The sequence below is a fragment of the Pseudomonas sp. S37 genome (assembly GCF_016658545.1).
Classification (GTDB): Bacteria; Pseudomonadota; Gammaproteobacteria; order Pseudomonadales; family Pseudomonadaceae; genus Aquipseudomonas.
Genome location: NZ_JACVZC010000043.1, coordinates 28,015 through 43,642, shown reverse-complemented (window position 1 = coordinate 43,642; position 15,628 = coordinate 28,015). Strand labels below are relative to the sequence as shown.

General features: G+C 61.9%; 13 protein-coding genes. 10 read left to right on the top strand and 3 right to left on the bottom strand.

Annotated elements, in window-relative coordinates; genetic code table 11:
• Positions 1–138: 138 nt before the first annotated feature.
• The 6 genes from IAE39_RS15205 to IAE39_RS15180 all read left to right on the top strand — a co-directional run bounded on the left by IAE39_RS15205 (position 139) and on the right by IAE39_RS15180 (position 5,470).
• Positions 139–681, top strand: a complete 543-nt coding sequence (locus tag IAE39_RS15205; protein WP_201203753.1) for a helix-turn-helix domain-containing protein — start codon at positions 139–141, stop codon at positions 679–681.
• Positions 682–942: 261 nt separating this feature from the next.
• Complete coding sequence (gene eppA, locus IAE39_RS15200) at positions 943–1,119, top strand: EPS-associated small membrane protein EppA (protein ID WP_162948974.1); 177 nt, start codon at positions 943–945, stop codon at positions 1,117–1,119.
• A gap of 253 nt (positions 1,120–1,372) precedes the next feature.
• Positions 1,373–1,930 (top strand): polysaccharide biosynthesis/export family protein, encoded by a 558-nt coding sequence (locus IAE39_RS15195; RefSeq protein WP_201203751.1) that lies wholly within the window; start codon positions 1,373–1,375, stop codon positions 1,928–1,930.
• Positions 1,931–1,954: 24 nt separating this feature from the next.
• Positions 1,955–3,070 (top strand): hypothetical protein, encoded by a 1,116-nt coding sequence (locus tag IAE39_RS15190; RefSeq protein WP_201203749.1) that lies wholly within the window; start codon positions 1,955–1,957, stop codon positions 3,068–3,070.
• Between the two features lie 19 nt (positions 3,071–3,089).
• The gene (locus tag IAE39_RS15185) at positions 3,090–4,652 is read left to right on the top strand and encodes a GumC family protein (protein ID WP_201203741.1); all 1,563 of its coding nucleotides are present in this window, start codon (positions 3,090–3,092) and stop codon (positions 4,650–4,652) included.
• A gap of 11 nt (positions 4,653–4,663) precedes the next feature.
• Positions 4,664–5,470, top strand: a complete 807-nt coding sequence (locus tag IAE39_RS15180) for a CpsD/CapB family tyrosine-protein kinase (protein ID WP_201203739.1) — start codon at positions 4,664–4,666, stop codon at positions 5,468–5,470.
• 141 nt (positions 5,471–5,611) lie between these two features.
• On the opposite strand, the gene galE is transcribed toward IAE39_RS15180, so the two are convergent.
• From galE to IAE39_RS15165, 3 genes are all read right to left on the bottom strand, one after another.
• The gene (galE, locus tag IAE39_RS15175; RefSeq protein WP_201203737.1) at positions 5,612–6,586 is read right to left on the bottom strand and encodes a UDP-glucose 4-epimerase GalE; all 975 of its coding nucleotides are present in this window, start codon (positions 6,584–6,586) and stop codon (positions 5,612–5,614) included.
• 63 nt (positions 6,587–6,649) lie between these two features.
• Positions 6,650–9,250: a cellulase family glycosylhydrolase gene (locus tag IAE39_RS15170; RefSeq protein WP_201203735.1), complete on the bottom strand. Its 2,601-nt coding sequence runs from the start codon at positions 9,248–9,250 to the stop codon at positions 6,650–6,652.
• A 5-nt stretch (positions 9,251–9,255) separates the two neighbouring features.
• The gene (locus IAE39_RS15165) at positions 9,256–10,782 is read right to left on the bottom strand and encodes an O-antigen ligase family protein (protein ID WP_201203733.1); all 1,527 of its coding nucleotides are present in this window, start codon (positions 10,780–10,782) and stop codon (positions 9,256–9,258) included.
• Positions 10,783–10,877: 95 nt separating this feature from the next.
• Between IAE39_RS15165 and IAE39_RS15160 the strand changes: the two genes are divergently transcribed.
• The 4 genes from IAE39_RS15160 to IAE39_RS15145 all read left to right on the top strand — a co-directional run bounded on the left by IAE39_RS15160 (position 10,878) and on the right by IAE39_RS15145 (position 15,626).
• Complete coding sequence (locus IAE39_RS15160; protein WP_201203731.1) at positions 10,878–12,254, top strand: oligosaccharide flippase family protein; 1,377 nt, start codon at positions 10,878–10,880, stop codon at positions 12,252–12,254.
• A gap of 235 nt (positions 12,255–12,489) precedes the next feature.
• Positions 12,490–13,956, top strand: a complete 1,467-nt coding sequence (locus IAE39_RS15155; RefSeq protein ID WP_201203729.1) for an FAD-dependent oxidoreductase — start codon at positions 12,490–12,492, stop codon at positions 13,954–13,956.
• 106 nt (positions 13,957–14,062) lie between these two features.
• Positions 14,063–14,680 carry an acyltransferase gene (locus IAE39_RS15150; protein ID WP_201203727.1) on the top strand — a complete coding sequence of 206 codons (618 nt, stop codon included), beginning with the start codon at positions 14,063–14,065 and terminating at the stop codon, positions 14,678–14,680.
• The gene (locus IAE39_RS15145) at positions 14,673–15,626 is read left to right on the top strand and encodes a glycosyltransferase family 2 protein (RefSeq protein WP_201203726.1); all 954 of its coding nucleotides are present in this window, start codon (positions 14,673–14,675) and stop codon (positions 15,624–15,626) included. The genes IAE39_RS15150 and IAE39_RS15145 overlap by 8 nt, the downstream gene beginning before the upstream one ends.
• Positions 15,627–15,628: the final 2 nt, after the last annotated feature.

Here is a 15,628-nt window from a genome sequence, read left to right as displayed (position 1 = left end):
CCCCCCCCCCCCCCCCCCCCCCCCCCCCCCCCCCCCCCCCCGCTCCTACACTTACTCCGTGTATGGCAACCACTCAGCATTTCCTCGCGGGTCCACGTATCATGGCCAGGCTGCCTTCGCCTGGGAAACCCGCGTCACATGTCTATCCGATTGAAACTGCTGCGTAAGAAACTGGGGATGACCCTGGAAATGCTGGCCGAAAAGACCGGCATGACCAAAAGCTACCTGTCCAAGGTCGAACGCGGCCTCAACACGCCCTCGATTGCCGCCGCCCTGAAACTGGCGCGGGCCTTGAACGTGAATGTCGAAGAACTGTTTGCCGAAGAGCAGGCCGGCCAGAGCCGCTATAGCCTGGTGCGCCATGGCGAGCGTCAGGCCCTGGTCGGGGACGGGCAGGGCCCGGGCTATGCCGCCCTGACCAGCCAGGTCGGCCAGCGCAGCCTGTTGCCGTTCCTGATCCAGCCACCGTCCGAGTTCAGTGACCCCACCTTCAAGGAGCACCAGGGTGAGGAATTCCTGTTCGTGCATGCCGGCCAGGTGGAAGTGGATTTCATGAACGAGCGGGTGCTGCTGGAGCAAGGCGATGCCCTGCATTTCAATGCCCAGACCCCGCACAGGCTGCGCTCGGTAGGAGAGCGGCCTGCACAGCTGCTGGTCGTGGTGCACCACGGCGACGAATGAAGCGCCCGGAGCCGTAAAGCGGCTCCATCTCCCCCGCAGGCTTTCTCAGCGGTGAAACGCTACAGCCAGCAACACCCTCCTGCAGTGCATATTCTGCATGCCGATATTTTGACGAATCGCCCCATCACCCATTGAATTTTATTATGGTGTCGGATCATTGACGTAGTGTCATTGTGCCCATAAGCTCAGTTCAACAGCGACACAATTCCCGCACCACCACACCAATAACTATTTGATTTTCCTGTTCTAAGGAGGGGGCGTATGCGCACGGCTCTGATCATCAAATCGATGTTCCTGTTGGTGCTGCTAAGTGGGGCGGCACGCGCGGCTGATTCGTATATAAATCAGAACAGTATCATTCCTGTTTCAACGGCCGGCTGGTTCTTTGCCTTTGCAGTAGTCGGCTTTGTGGCTGTGGCCAATAGAAGAAAGATCTGAAGGCGGCGCTGGCGTTTCGCGCTTTGCGCCGGGCGCCATCGGCTTGTCAATTTCCCAGCCGTTGCTATATTGCCATTAGCCTGTGAAAGGCAACGTTCACGGGCACCGCAGCCCAGGCTGCACAGCGTCAAGGTAAGGGCCTCCAGGAAGGTCGAGGCCATCGCGGCAGTGGTACGTCGCGAAGCGGAGCGAGAGTTGGTGCGTTGTTCTCATTCAGTGCTCTTTGTCGGGCCATTTGGCCGGAGGGACCCTCATGCTGCGTTCAATGTTTGCCGCATTCTGCATGCTGACAGTGTGGTCCACTGCCGGTAACGCCGACCAGAATAGCGCTGCCTACCTGCTCAGCCCCGGTGATGTGGTGATGGTTTCGGTGTGGCAGGAAGACAGCCTGCGTCAAGAAGCCACCGTACTGCCCGATGGCAGTATCACCTTCCCCCTGGCCGGGCGCATCAATGTTGCCGGGCTGGATGTAACGGCAGTCGAAAAGCAAGTTGCCGCCAAACTGGAAAAATTCCTTCCCGACCCTAATGTGAGCGTTGTCGTCAAGAGCATCGCCGGCAACCTCGTCTATGTGCAAGGCAAAGTGATCAAGCCAGGGCCCGTGCAAATGGCCGGGCCGACCGCCGTGTTGCAGGCCCTGAGCATGTCGGGTGGCCTGGACAAGTTTGCCGACGAAAGCGAAATCAAGGTAGTCCGCGGTGCAGGCGCTTCCCAAAAGATCCTGCCCGTGCGATATAAGGACCTGGTGTCTGGGCGCGATATGTCCACCAACATTCAACTTCAGGCTGGCGACACGCTGGTCGTTCCTTGATCTTGCCTTTAATAAGAACATTTAATGCCTCTTCTTAGAACAACTAGCATTGCAACGGCAATCATGGTCTTGCCGTTCACGGACGCGGTCCTGGCGGCAAACTGGCAGTCAACGGTGGTGGTACCGACATCCGTCGAGTACGACAGCAACCCGTTGTTGCTGACGTCGGGGGAGAAGGGCATAACGCGCACGATCATCGCGCCCGATTACACCTTGATCGGCACCTTCGACCGCGACGAATTGAGGTTGGGGCTGGGCGTGAATGTGTTGCGCTCGTCCGACACCGATGTGGTCGATGACCGTGAAGACCCCGATATCAGCCTGGGCTGGCAGCGCACCACCGAGCGGGGGCGTTTCGGCCTGGTGGCACGCTACAACGAAAGCTCGACGTTGTCGGGGACGGTGCTGGATACCGGTGTGATCACCACCGACGGCACGCAAAAGCTTTACACCCTGACCGGCAACTGGAGCCAGGCGGTTACCGAACGCAGTACCTTGAGTAACGAGACCACGTACAACCGGGCCCGTTATGACATCAGTTCGCTGACGGGTTACGAGGAACTGGCCAACGTATTTACCTGGACCTACAACTGGAGCGAGCGGGCAGACGTGTACAGCCGCTTCGGTGCCCGACGCTATGAGCCCGAGCAGGACCAGACTGCGGTCGCCTCCAACAGCTATAGCCCGGCAGTCGGTATCAAGTACCAGCTCGCCGAAGGCTTGAGCGCAGATGCGCACATTGGCGTCAACAAAGTGTCTGGCGACGAAGGCGGCCGGCGTGGGGAGGGCGGGGTGGCATTGCTGTACACCGGTACCCGTGCCGATGCCAGCTTTACCGCGGAACGTAGCACGGTGGCCAGCGCCGAAGGTGGCTTCGCCGAGCTGGACCAGGTGCGCGGTGTGTGGAGTTACGCGGTCACCGAACTGACCCGGGTCGGTGCCGACGCTGCCTGGCAAGACAGCAAGGGGCAGTCGCCCAACACGCTGCAGACTTACAGTGTATGGGCCAGCCGCGAGTTTTCGCCGTACTGGGACTTGCGCTTGTCGCTGATGTACAAGGAACGCCAGCAGGACCATGTACCTGATGCAACTGCAACGATTGTGGGTTTGACATTGACGTACAGGTACCCCGACATCTGAACTTCAGCCAGGTGGCCCCATGAAGTCTGACTACGAGCTATCCCTCAGAGATTACATCGCCATAATCAAGGACAGAGCCCTGGTGTTGGGGGTGAGTGCCGCAGTCATTCTTGCCGCGACCGTGGCGGTCGCATTGATGGTGCCGCCGATCTATCAGTCGACCGGCACCATCCTGGTGGAGTCGCAGCAGATTTCCCCCGAGCTGGTGTCGACCAACAACACCAGTTTTGCCGATGAGCGCATCGAGGTGATTCGCCAGCGGGTCATGACCCGCGAGAACCTGCTGCGCATCATCGGCAAGTACGACCTGTTCGCGGACAAGCGCCTTAGCGAAAGCGACAAGATCGACCAGATGCGCAATGCCATCGTGGTCGAAACCCTCACCACCTTTGTGCGTGGCCGTGGCGAAGCGACCGTGGCGTTCAACGTGTCGTTCGAGCACAAGCAGGCGCAAGTGGCCAAGGAAGTCGCCGACGAACTGGTGACGCTGTTCCTCAACGAAAACCTCAAGCAGCGTACCGAGCGGGCCAACGAAACCACCGAATTCCTTACTCAGGAAGCCAACAAACTGGGCGCCGAGCTGGCCAGCCTGGAAAACCAGCTGGCCGATTTCAAGCAAGCCCATGCCAATGCCTTGCCCGAGCACCAGACCCTGCGCATGAACATGCTGTCGCGCTCGGAGCTGGAGTTCCGCGAGGTCGACCGCGACTACAAGGCTGCCCAGGAAGAGTTGCGCTACTTGGAGCTGGAACTGTCCGCGGCCAATGCCGGCCTGGCGACCAAGGCGACCGAAGGCACCCGACCAGCCAGTGCCGACCAGGCCCAGGACCTGCCCAGCCTGAAGGCCGAGTACGCCCGGTTGCTGACCCGTTACAAGGAAGCCCACCCGGATGTGGTCGCGGTCAAGCGCAAGATCCAGGCGCTGGAGGCCAGTGGTGGTCGCACGGCGACAGCTTCCACGGTCAGCCTCGACGTGGCCCGTGTGCGGGCCAAGATGAGCGCTGCCCAGGAGCGCATCACGTCGCTGGCCGAGCAGAAGCGCGAGCTGACCAAGAAGATGGAAGGCTACGAGGCCGAAATTCTCGAAGCGCCGCAGGTGGAGCGTGGCCTGGTGACCTTGATGCGTGACCACGACAACGCGCGCAAGAAGTACGAAGAAATCCGCGCCAAGGAAATGGGCGCCAAAATTACCGAAAGCCTGGAGCAGGAGAACAAGGCCGAGCGCTTTGTGCTGCTGGAGCCACCGTTGCTGGCTGAAAAGCCGATCAAGCCCAACCGCAAGAAAATCGCGGCGCTGGGCCTGGTGCTGGCACCGGCCGGTGGCGGTGCGCTGGTGATGCTGCTGGAAATGCTCAACCAGCGTGTGCGTGGCGTTGGCGCCCTGGAAAGCCTGCTGGGCAAACGGGTGCTGGTGGCATTGCCGTATATCGACACCCGGGCCGACGTGGCCAGGCGCAAGCGCTGGCGTAACCGCCTCATTCTGGCGGCGCTGGCACTGGCGGCTATCATGATAGTGCTGGTGCACGTGTTCTACATGCCACTGGATGTGCTGTTGTTCAAGGTCATATCTCGGTTTGCATAGGGAAAGCAGTAATGGACAGGACCAATGCGGCGGCTGGCAACAATATTCACCAAGTGACCCCGGGTACCCCCCAGGCACTGTCTCCCGCACCCGGCACGGCGCTGGCGGAAGTGCCGGGGCAGTTCGATTACGTCAACACCAAGGTGGTGCCGCTGCGTGCGGACCACCTGGAGCGCCACCGGATCGTGGCCTACAACAAAAACTCGAACATGAACGGGCCGATCGACCTGCTGCGCACGCAGGTGCTCAGGCTGATGGACGAGAACGGTTGGCGCACGCTGGCGATCACTTCGCCTACGCCTGAGGCCGGCAAGACGGTGCTGGCGGTGAACCTGGCCATGAGCATTGCCCACCACACCACCAAGACGGCGTTGCTGGTGGACTTCGACCTGCGCCGGCCCAAGGTCGGCAGCACCCTGGGCCTGCCCATGGAGCAGGCGCTGAACGAGTTCCTGAATGACAAGGCCGAGCTGCAGGATTGCCTGGTCAACCCGACCTTGCCGCGTTTCGTGGTGCTGCCGACGCGGGTGCCCGTGCCGTTGTCGACCGAGATGTTGTCGTCGCCCAAGGTGAACAACCTGATTGGCGACTTGCGCAACCGCTACGAGTCGCGCATCTGCATTTTCGACCTGCCGCCGTTGCTCAGCTCGGACGATGCGATTACCGTGATACCCAAGTTCGATTGTGTGTTGCTGGTGGTGGCCAATGGCATGAACACCAAGAAGGAAATCGAAGATTGCCTGCATCACCTGGCAACGGTGAACCTGATCGGCACGGTGTTGAACAAGGCTGACGAGCAGCCGCGGACTTATTATTAAGTCAATTGCCTGATGGCAGGTGTCGCGCCCCCTGTGGGGGCGGGTTCACCCGCGAAACACCGGCAGAGCCGGTGCCATTCACCGCGCCGCCCTCTTCGCGGGTAAACCCGCTCCCACAGGGGCGCAAAGCGCCCCCGGTTATTAGCCCTGACACCTGGCCCAGGGGTACTGCAACTCCCACTGCCACGCATGCCGCACAATCTGCTCCAGTGAAGCAAACTCCGGCCGCCAGCCCAGCACCTGCATCGCCTTGCCCGCATCCGCCACCAGCCGTGGCGGGTCGCCAGCGCGGCGGTCTGCGTCTAGCGTATTGATCTGCCGCCCGGTCACTGCCCGGGCCGTGTCGATCACCTGCTGCACCGAAAAGCCCAGGCCATTGCCCAGGTTGAACGCAGTGCGCTCACCCCCGGCAAGTAGGTAATCCACCGCCAACGCATGGGCCGCCGCCAGGTCCGACACATGCACGTAATCGCGAATGCAGGTGCCGTCCGGGGTATCGTAGTCGCGGCCAAACACCGTAACGGCGTCACGCCGGCCAGAAGCGGCCTGCAGGATCAGCGGGATCAGGTGGGTTTCCGGCTCGTGGCGCTCGCCCAACTGGCCTTCCGGGTCGGCACCTGCCGCATTGAAGTAGCGCAGGCACACCGACTTCAAGCCATACGCCCGGTCAAAGTCTTCGAGGATCTGCTCGACCATCCACTTGCTCAGCCCGTAAGGGTTGATCGGCCCTTTGGCATGCGCTTCATCGATGGGCACATACTGCGGGTTGCCATACACCGCAGCACTGGATGAAAACACCAAGTGCCTGATGCCGGCATTGACCATGGCCTGCAGCAGTGAAAGGGTGGCGGCGACGTTGTTCTGGTAATACTTGCCGGGTGCGCTGACCGACTCACCCACCTGGATGAACGAGGCGAAGTGGAACACCGCATCGAAGCGGCAAACGCCAAACAGCACATCCAGTGCGGCTTCGTCGGCAATGTCGAGCTTGGCCCACTGGATGCCCGGGCCTGGCGAAACGAGGTCAGCTACTACCACCTCATGGCCTGCGCCAAGCAGGTGCTTGACCATGTGTGAGCCAATGTAGCCTGCGCCACCGACAACCAGGCATTTCATCCGCACCTCCTGTGACCTGCTGTTTAACCGACGCAGTGAATCGAGCGTAGATGGCCATATGCCCTATTTCAAGAACAGCCAGTTGGACATGTAGTGGCCATCGAAGGTGATGGTGTACTGCCCGTCCTTGTAGGCCACCGGCAGAGGCTTCAACTGCGCCTGCGCATCACGGGCGAACAGCTTCAGGCCGGCGGGCGCGTTGAGGGTCAGGCGGCCTTCCAGCGGCTCGACATTGAACGGCGTCTTGTCATCGGCCTTGGGAACGGCCCGGGTGCCCAGCGACAGCAGCAACTCGCGCGACTGCCCCAGTGGCTTGCCGTCCAGGCTCTGCACCACGACGCTGGCGTACGGCGTTTTGCTTTGCACCTGGATAGCCCCCAGGCTGATCGAGCGGCCACCCAGCCAGCCGGTGGCGGCCTGGGTCAACGGTGTGTCGATGGTGTAGATGCCTTGTTGCCAGTTGCGCCTCAGCTCACCGGTGTCGGTCACAGCCTCGCTCGCATCGGCGGGCAACAGCGATTGCCCGGGGTCGTGCATGACTTGCGCGTTGGCCGGGATGGCTGCAGGTTTCAGCCACGGCAGCTCCGGTGTTGGTGGCAGGGCAATCTGCAGGCGGCCCTTTTCCATGGCCGTACGCAGCAGCGCGGAGTTGCGCGGGGTGATTTCCTGGTTGTACAGGGTGGCCGGTGCCGGTGCGAACACGTAGTCGGTGGTCGCCGGCTTTACGTCGGCGCGGCGGTAGAGCAGGGCAGCAGCGGGCAGGGTGGCGAGCATCGCCGGGTCGTTATAGGCATGCCAGTTGTCTGCCGTGCGCCAACCCGGGTTGAACGCCTGCTGGCTGTAGGCGTATTGCATCAGGGCGTCCCAGCCCTGGTGGCTGGCGGTACCGGCTACATACAGAGGCAGTGAGTGGCGGTCGGGCAAAGGGAAGGGTTCGGCGTTCCACTCGGTGACCGTCAGCGGTTTGCCAACCACCTGGGCAGCGCCGATCCAGTCGATCATGCCGTCACTGGTCAGCGGGTTCTTTTCCAGCTGGCCGATGTCGCCATAGCTGTGGGCGTCGATGACATCACCCACGCTCAGCGCCGGCAGCGCGCTCAGCCCATTGCCGCCCCAGGTGCTGGTGGTGGCGATCGGCACTTTTACGCCCACGCTGCGCAGGTGGGCGATCATGTCGGCATTGAAGCGCTGTTCCAGTTCGTTGAGGAACAGCTTCGATGGCCCGTGCTCCCAGGCGCGCCATGTAAGGTCGGCGGGCAGGTCATATTGCTTGGCGAAGGCCTTGGCGGCTGCCATGTAGCGTTCGCTGTGGTGTGGCACGTCCTTGTTCGGCATCAGGGCATTGCCGTAGTGCTGGGTCAGGTCATTTTCGTTGGTGATCAGTACGGCGGCAATGGCCGGGTCGTCCTTGTAGGCCAGGCCGGTGTATTCGTTCACATGGGTCAGGTACTGCTCGGCAAAGCGCTGCATGGCCTTCTGGATGCTGCTGTTGACGTAGGCGTAGCCTTTCAGGTCGACGCGATCCTTGTCCTTGGGCAACTCATCGAAGTCGTCAATGTTGTCGTTGGGCGTAAGCGCACGCTGCACGTGCATGTCCAGCCAGATGTAGATGCCTTCGTCCTTGAGTGCCTTGATCCACAGGTCCAGCTTGCGCAGCGATTCGGCGCTGAGCTGCTGGGTATCGCGCACCAGGGTGCCGTCGCCAAACACGTTGGGGCTGACCCAGGGCGAATCGTGGTGGTGCAGGCGCACCAGGTTGAAGCCAAGGGCCGACAGGCGTTTGGCCTGCTGGCGGATTTCTTCGTCGGGGCTTTTGAACAGCGAATAGGCAGACAGGTTGGTGCCCCAGAAGCGTACCGGGGTGTTGTCGGCGAACATCAGCTGGTCGCCGACCGCCTTGACGAAGCCGCGCTTGCCGGCAGGCTTTTCTGCTGCGTTGAGAAACGACAGGTCCACCGGGGAGGTGCGCCAGTCCAGCTGGTCATCAGGCCAGGTGGCGGTGTCGGCCAGGCCGAAGCGCTCGGTGGCGGTAGGACCCAGCTCGATGTCGCCAGTCACGTTGAGCACTGCCTTGAGCTGTTGCTTGCCGGCGCTGATAGGGTCCTTATAGAGGAATGCCCGCAGCTCGGACGGGTTGCCACGCTCGAAATAGACCTTGGCCAGTGGCGGATCGAAGCGCATCTCGATGCGCCGGCCCTGGTCGGCGTTGCCCCACGTCCAGCCGCGGTTGTCGGGCAGCAACTGCGGGGCGCCCATGGCCCCGGCGATTTGCGCAGGGTCGAACTGGAATACCATGCCGCCCCCCATCACCCCGGCCTGGCGGCTGTGGGCGTCGAGGTCGAACGCCCAGCTCAGGGTTTGCGCCTGCTCCTTGCGGATATCGGCGGCCAGGTCGAAGTCCAGCTCCTTGTTCTGGCCCCGCAGCGTGTACTGGTAAGGGCCGTTGACCTTGAAGTCGGCATAGAAGCCGGTCCAGCTCCAGTTGGCAGCCCAGAAGTCGAACTTGGCTTTCATCACCGGCCCGCCGCCGCGCGTCACGGTGGGCAGGCCATTGTGCTCATCGACACTGACCTGCCAGTCTGAAGCCCAACCGCTCAAGGGCAACAAGGCCAGGCCGGCAATGGCCGAAAGACGCACGAAATGACGCAGGGCGAGCACATTCATTGACATTACCTGGGTTGAAGGTCGGGTTCGGCCAGTTCCATGGCCTGGCTGTCATGCAGCCGGCGCACCATCTGGATATAGGCCACGCCCAGCCCGGCGATTGACCAATACACCACCGGGATGAAGGTGATGCTGCTGACGGTGAAAATGATCACCAGGATGCCGATCAGGGTGGCCAGCAGCACGCGGCCCAGTTGTCGTCGCTCGTCGTCCTTGTCGGCAAAGCTGCGCATGGCCTTGCGGATACCGTGCAGCACCACGGCAAAGAACGCCACGAACAGGCCAAGCCCGACCAGGCCGACGCGCAGTGCCAGGTTGATGTAGGTGTTGACGATGTCGATGATGCCTTCGCCCTGGATCATCGACTGCATTTCCGGGGTGTTGCGGAAGTCGAACGAACCAAACAGCGGGTTGCGCTGGATGACGATCCACGAGTTGTCCATCAGTCGCTCGCGGTAGGTGATGTTCTCTTTTTCGATATTGCCGATGTAGGGCAGCAGGTCCAGCACCTTGTCGCCGCCCGGCACCACGGTCAGTAAGGGCAGTGCCAGCATGCCGGCTGCGCCCAGCAGCGCCAGGCGCTTGACCGCGCCTTTGCCCAGGGCGATGAACACCACCACGATGACCAGTGCACCGATCCACGGCCCGCGTGACAGCGGGGCGAAAAGCCCGGCCGCCAGCAGCAGGGCGCCCATGGCCTTGTGCAGCGGCCGCTGCACGTAACCCTGCACAAACAGGAACAGGCCGATGGCCACGCTCATCACGTAGCCCAGGGCAATGGCCTGGCCGGTGGTGACACTGGCACGCAACGCGCCGCCCCGGCTCAGGTAGCCGGACATGCTCCATTGCACGCCCATGGCGTCGATCAGGGCGCTGTACAGCAGCCAGTGGCGCACATATTCGGCCACGGCGATCAGCGCCATGACGAAGCAGGCGAGCACGAACGCCAGCATGGCGTCCTTGAAGTCGCTGACCTGGCGCAGGCCGCGGCTGGCCACGTAATAAGGCAGGAACACGTCAACATACAGGTACAGCGCCTGGCGCAGGGTATCGGTGAGGGTGGTCTCGCGCAGGTACAGCACGCTCATCAGCACCAGGCCTGCAGCCAGCAAGCGGTCGGCCCAGGTGCGGCCAAAGCGCAGGGTATCGCCTTGCCGGCGCAGTTCCAGCGCGGCCGGGAGCAGCACGCACAGGGTCAGCAGGCGGATGTGGTTGAGGTCGACCAGGTAATTGACCACGCCAAAGCCGGGCACCTGCACCGTTGCCGGCGGGATCAGGAACAGCAGCATGTAGAACAGCGCCATCGGGTTGTGCTCGCGGCGCCCGGCAAGCAACAGGATCACCGCGCCGGCGCCCAGGTACAGCCAGAAGCTGTGCGAGACGAAGGCCAGCACGGTAAGCAGGAACCACAAGTTGCGCCGGCGTTTGTAGTCGCCAAGCGGAATAAGGTCGGTGGCAGGTCGCCGCGCCAGCAGGAACACCACACTCGCCAAAAACAGGATGACGATCAACGCACGAAAATGTTCAGGCATCGGCTATGTACACCTTTCCTTCGGTGGGCAACGGCTAGCATCGTGGCTAATTGAAACTATAGTGACTTTTAGCTAATCAGTCAGAGATTGAATTCATGCCGTCGATTGATGTGTCAGCCGCCGCGAGCCTGCGCCAGCGGGCCTTGAGAGCCGGGTCATGGAACCTGGTCTCGCAGGTGGCGTCGCAGGTGATGCGCCTTGGCGGCAATCTGATCATGGCCCGCCTGCTGCTGCCGGAAATGTTCGGGGTGATGGTCATCGCTACCACGGTTTCGGTACTCCTGCACCTGTTATCCGATGTCGGCCTGCGCCAGAACATCATCCAGAGCCACCGCGGTGACGACCCGGACTTTCTCAATACCGCCTGGACCGTGCAGATCATCCGTGGCTTCCTGCTGTTCGTCCTGACCCTGCTGCTGGCCCTGGCGGCCTGGGTGGCCCAGTACGAAGAGCTGTGGCCGGCGGACTCCACCTATGCCGCACCGGTGTTGCCGATGGTGCTGGCGGTGACCGGGCTGTCAGCGCTCATCTGGGGCTTCCAGTCCACCAAGATAGATGTGGCCGTACGCACTTTCCAACAGAAGCGCGTGGTGCTGGTCGACCTGGCGTCACAGGCCGCCGGCCTGGTGGTGATGCTGGTGCTGGGCTTGATGACCCATTCGATCTGGTCGCTGGTCATTGCCGGGCTGGTTTCGGCGGTAGCCTGGACGGTGCTGGGGCATACCGCCCTGGAGGGGCCGAGCAACCACCTGCGCTGGGACCGCACGGCGCTGACCGAGCTGATCGTGTTCGGCCGCTGGATTCTGCTGTCGTCGATGGTCGGCGTACTGGCCATGTACGGTGACCGCATCTGGTTTGGCGCCAGTATGTCGGCGGCGCAGTTGGGGGTGTATTCGATCGCCGTGCTGATTCTTGGTGCGGTACAGACTGCGCTGACGAAAATTATCGGGGCCGTGGCGCTACCGGCCTTCAGCGAGGCGGCGCGGGCTGATGACAAGGAGCGCCTTAAAGCGCTGTATCACCGCTTTCGCCTGCTGGTGGACCTGCTGGTGCTGTTCATTTGTGGCGGCTTCCTGACCGCCAGCCCGCTGCTGATCGGCTGGATGTACGACGATCGCTATCAGGAAGCTGGCCCGATGCTAGCAATTCTTTCACTGTCATTCCTCGTATTGCGCTATACCTTGGCACATCAGGTGTGGATTGCGCTGGGTCTGACCAAATACCAGGCCATGGACAATATCATCCGCCTGGTCTCGCTTTGGGGGCTGTTGCCGCTGCTGCTGGCGATTGGTGGTGTGGAGTGGGCGATCTGGGGGGTTGCCTTGCACGCCTTGCCAACCCTGGTGCTGGTTGTGTATGTGAACTGCAAGCTGGGTATCTTCAGCCTCAAACGTGAGCTGGTGGTGCTGCCGATGCTGCTGGTCGGGGCACTGTGCGGGGCGCTGCTGACGGCCTTTTTCAACTGGCTGTAGGGCAGTGCGCTGGTGTAACTATCAAGGGTACAGGTCACGGGAACATGGGGAAGCTCACTTTTTGTACTGCGCAGTTGGGTCGTAGAGGCTTTCTCCAGAGTTGTGTCTTGCTCGGCGTGGGCGGCGCAGTGTTCGGCGCCTCGCCAGCCTTTGCCGGCAAGCCTGCGGAAAAAACCGGGTTCGTGATGATCAACGGCTGGGTAGTGCCTTCGCGTTACTTGCGGAACGAACCCGCATGATCCAGGACTACGAGCAGCACAAGGCGCTGCGTGACAACTACGACTTCTGCATCATCGGTGCAGGCCCGGCGGGTATTACCCTGGGCCTGCGCCTGGCTGCCGCTGGCTGGAACGTGCTGCTCGCCGAAGGCGGCGGGCGCGAGTATGCGGCGCATTCGCAAGGCTTGTACGCCTGCGCCTCCACGGGCCTGGAGCTGTACGCCGAGGAAACCCGCCTGCGCTACCTGGGGGGTACTTCCAATCACTGGGCGGGCCGCTGCCGCCCCTTCACGCCCTCCGACTTTGCCATGGCCCCGCCAGGCGGCTTGCCTGGCTGGCCGATCCCCTATTCGGAGATCGAGGGCTACCTGCCGGCGGCCATGGACATCGTCGACCTGCCGCCGGGTTCGGATTTTCGGGCCATGAACGCCGGGCTGGATGGCGGCGACTTCGAGGCCGACCGCTTCCTGCTCAGCACGCCGACGCGCTTTGCGCAAAAATACGCCACGGCACTGGAGCAGACCAAAGGCCTGGACGTATTCATCAACTGCAATTGTGTCGACCTGGAGTACGACAAGGCCAGCGGCCACCTGGTTGCCGTGGTGCTGTCCGACTACCAGCGCAATCGTCAGCGCCTGGTGGCACGCAACTTCATCCTGGCCACGGGCGCCATCGAGAATGCCCGGCAACTGCTCAACAGCCAGAGCCTGGTAGCGGCAGGGGTGGTGAACAAGGAGGGGCTGGTTGGCGGGTGTTTCATGGAGCACCTGAACATCGACCTGGGCACCTTCATCCTCAAGTCCGGGCTGGACCCGGAGCCGCGCCAGTACTACACCACCGATGCCTTCATCAACGAGTACAAGGCCGGTAAAGGCAATGTCACCGCCGCCTTGCTGGCCGATGTGCAAACCTACGGCCGCACTGCCGAGGTCAAGTATTTTCTGGAGAACATGGCGTGCGACATGGGCTTTGCCCACAAGATTGAATTCGTCGCCAAGTTCAGTTGCCCCGGTGACGGCGTGATCAGCACCATGATCGAGCAGTTTCCCAATCTGCACAGCCGCATTTCGCTGCTGGACGAGAAGGATGCGCTGGGCGTGGCCAAGGTCAATGTCAATTGGGCGCTAAGCGCCGATGACCGGCACACCATCAAGTGCATCGGCAGCGAGCTGGCCAAGCAGTTCGCCGACATGGACCTGGGCTTCGTCAAGCTCAACGAGTTTGTCTACGACACCAGCGTACCGCTGAAAATGGCGCCACATGCCCACCATATGGGCACCACGCGCATGGCCGCCTCGCCGGAGTTTGGCGTTGTCGATGCCGACTGCAAGGTTTTCGGCACCGAAAACCTGTATGTCGCCGGCAGCAGTATTTTCGCCAAGGGCGGTGCGTCCAACCCGACCATGCCGCTGTTGCAGTTTGCCGTGCGGTTGGCCGACCACCTCGATAGCAAGATGAGAGCAGCCAACGGCGCTGCGGCGTGATGCAAGTTGTTTACGGGTTGGGCGTGCTGCGGTCAGCACCAAGAAGAACGAGACCGCATACAGCTCAGGGACAGTCCAGATCGTTTTGAACGTGAGGCCAGGCAGTATGAAGGGATGGATACGCAGGGCAGTGACGCATTACGTGCACACAACCGGCAAGGCAAGCTCGCTGTACAAGAAATTGTGCAACCCGTCCGGTCTGGAGTGGGGCGCCTACCTGGCCCGCTGGGGCGGCTTCCATTCGGTGGGCAGCAACTTCTACGTCAACCAGGGCTGCAACATCACCGACCCGTCGCTGGTGCGCATCGGCAACAGTGTGGGGTTGTCCGACTGCACGCTGATCGGCCATGACGGTGTGGTACTGCTGATCGAGCACCGCTACGGCAAGCACCTTGACTCGGTCGGTTTCATCGACATCAAGGACAACTGCTTCATCGGCCATGGCGCGATCGTCATGCCCCGGGTAACCATCGGCCCGGAATCGATCGTGGCTGCCGGCGCGGTGGTTACCAAGGATGTGCCGCCTGGCACAGTGTATGGCGGTAACCCGGCAACGTTCATCTGCACCACCGAGCAGTTGATCCAGCGGGTGGAGGCCCGCTGCGAGGCCTACCCGTGGATCGACATCGTCAAGCAACGCAACGGCGCCTATGACCCCGAGGTGGAGCCGATGCTGATGGCACAACGGCGACAGTACTTCTTCGGGGACAGCAACAATGGCTAAACCCGTGGATGTGATGGTGGTCAACTTCAACACCGCGGGCTTGTTGCAGCCGATGTTCGATGCCTTGCGCCGGGCTGACAGCGAGCGCCTGGCCAGCTACCTGGTGGTGGACAATGCCTCGGCCGACGATTCGGTGCAGCGCATGGCCCAGGTTTGCCCGGAAGCCTTGCTGCTGAGCAACCGGCAGAACGTCGGTTTTGGCCGGGCCAACAACCAGTTGCTGGCGCACCTGAAAGGCAAGTACGCCTTATTGCTCAATACCGACGCCTTCGTGGCCGCCGACTCCCTGCAAAAAACCGTCGATTACATGGACGCCCACCCGGACTGCGGGGTGCTGGGCGTGCGCCTGGAGGGCCGTGACGGTGACTTGCAACCCAGTTGCCGTTACTTCCCCACGCCGCTCAACGTGTTTGTCGGGCGTACTGGCCTGGGGCGCTTTTTCCCGGGTGTGAAGATGGTCGATGAAATGAACTGGGACCACGCTTCGGTGCGCGAATGCGACTGGCTGCCCGGCTGCTTCTACCTGGTACGCCGCGAAGTGCTCGACCAGGTGGGCCTGTTCGACCCGCGCTTCTTCCTTTATTACGAGGAAGTCGACCACTGCAAACGGGTGAAGGCGGCGGGTTGGAAGGTGGTGTTCTACCCGCACACCACGGTGGTGCACATTGGCGGTGAAAGCTCCAAGTCGGTGGCCGAACTGGAGGCGGCCAGCCGGCAGATCTCGTCCTACCAGATCGAAAGCGAGTTGCTGTATTTCCGTAAGCACCACGGGCGGGCGGGGCTTGCCCTGCACATGCTGCTGGTCACCTTGGGCGACCTGGTGCTGGCACTCAAGGCACTGTTGAAGCGACGCGGCTGGGGCGCAATACAGGCCTGCTGGCGTCATTGCCAGGCAACCTGGTCGCTGCTGTTCAAGACCCGGTACGCCAGCCAACCGACAAGGTAGGG

Excerpts from the sequence above, each read along its gene's own strand:
- IAE39_RS15205 (WP_201203753.1), top strand. The coding sequence starts at position 139 with ATGTCTATCCGATTGAAACTGCTGCGTAAGAAACTGGGGATGACCCTG.
- eppA (WP_162948974.1), top strand. The coding sequence starts at position 943 with ATGCGCACGGCTCTGATCATCAAATCGATGTTCCTGTTGGTGCTGCTA.
- IAE39_RS15195 (WP_201203751.1), top strand. The coding sequence starts at position 1,373 with ATGCTGCGTTCAATGTTTGCCGCATTCTGCATGCTGACAGTGTGGTCC.
- IAE39_RS15190 (WP_201203749.1), top strand. The coding sequence starts at position 1,955 with ATGCCTCTTCTTAGAACAACTAGCATTGCAACGGCAATCATGGTCTTG.
- IAE39_RS15185 (WP_201203741.1), top strand. The coding sequence starts at position 3,090 with ATGAAGTCTGACTACGAGCTATCCCTCAGAGATTACATCGCCATAATC.
- IAE39_RS15180 (WP_201203739.1), top strand. The coding sequence starts at position 4,664 with ATGGACAGGACCAATGCGGCGGCTGGCAACAATATTCACCAAGTGACC.
- galE (WP_201203737.1), bottom strand. The coding sequence starts at position 6,586 with ATGAAATGCCTGGTTGTCGGTGGCGCAGGCTACATTGGCTCACACATG.
- IAE39_RS15170 (WP_201203735.1), bottom strand. The coding sequence starts at position 9,250 with ATGAATGTGCTCGCCCTGCGTCATTTCGTGCGTCTTTCGGCCATTGCC.
- IAE39_RS15165 (WP_201203733.1), bottom strand. The coding sequence starts at position 10,782 with ATGCCTGAACATTTTCGTGCGTTGATCGTCATCCTGTTTTTGGCGAGT.
- IAE39_RS15160 (WP_201203731.1), top strand. The coding sequence starts at position 10,878 with ATGCCGTCGATTGATGTGTCAGCCGCCGCGAGCCTGCGCCAGCGGGCC.
- IAE39_RS15155 (WP_201203729.1), top strand. The coding sequence starts at position 12,490 with ATGATCCAGGACTACGAGCAGCACAAGGCGCTGCGTGACAACTACGAC.
- IAE39_RS15150 (WP_201203727.1), top strand. The coding sequence starts at position 14,063 with ATGAAGGGATGGATACGCAGGGCAGTGACGCATTACGTGCACACAACC.
- IAE39_RS15145 (WP_201203726.1), top strand. The coding sequence starts at position 14,673 with ATGGCTAAACCCGTGGATGTGATGGTGGTCAACTTCAACACCGCGGGC.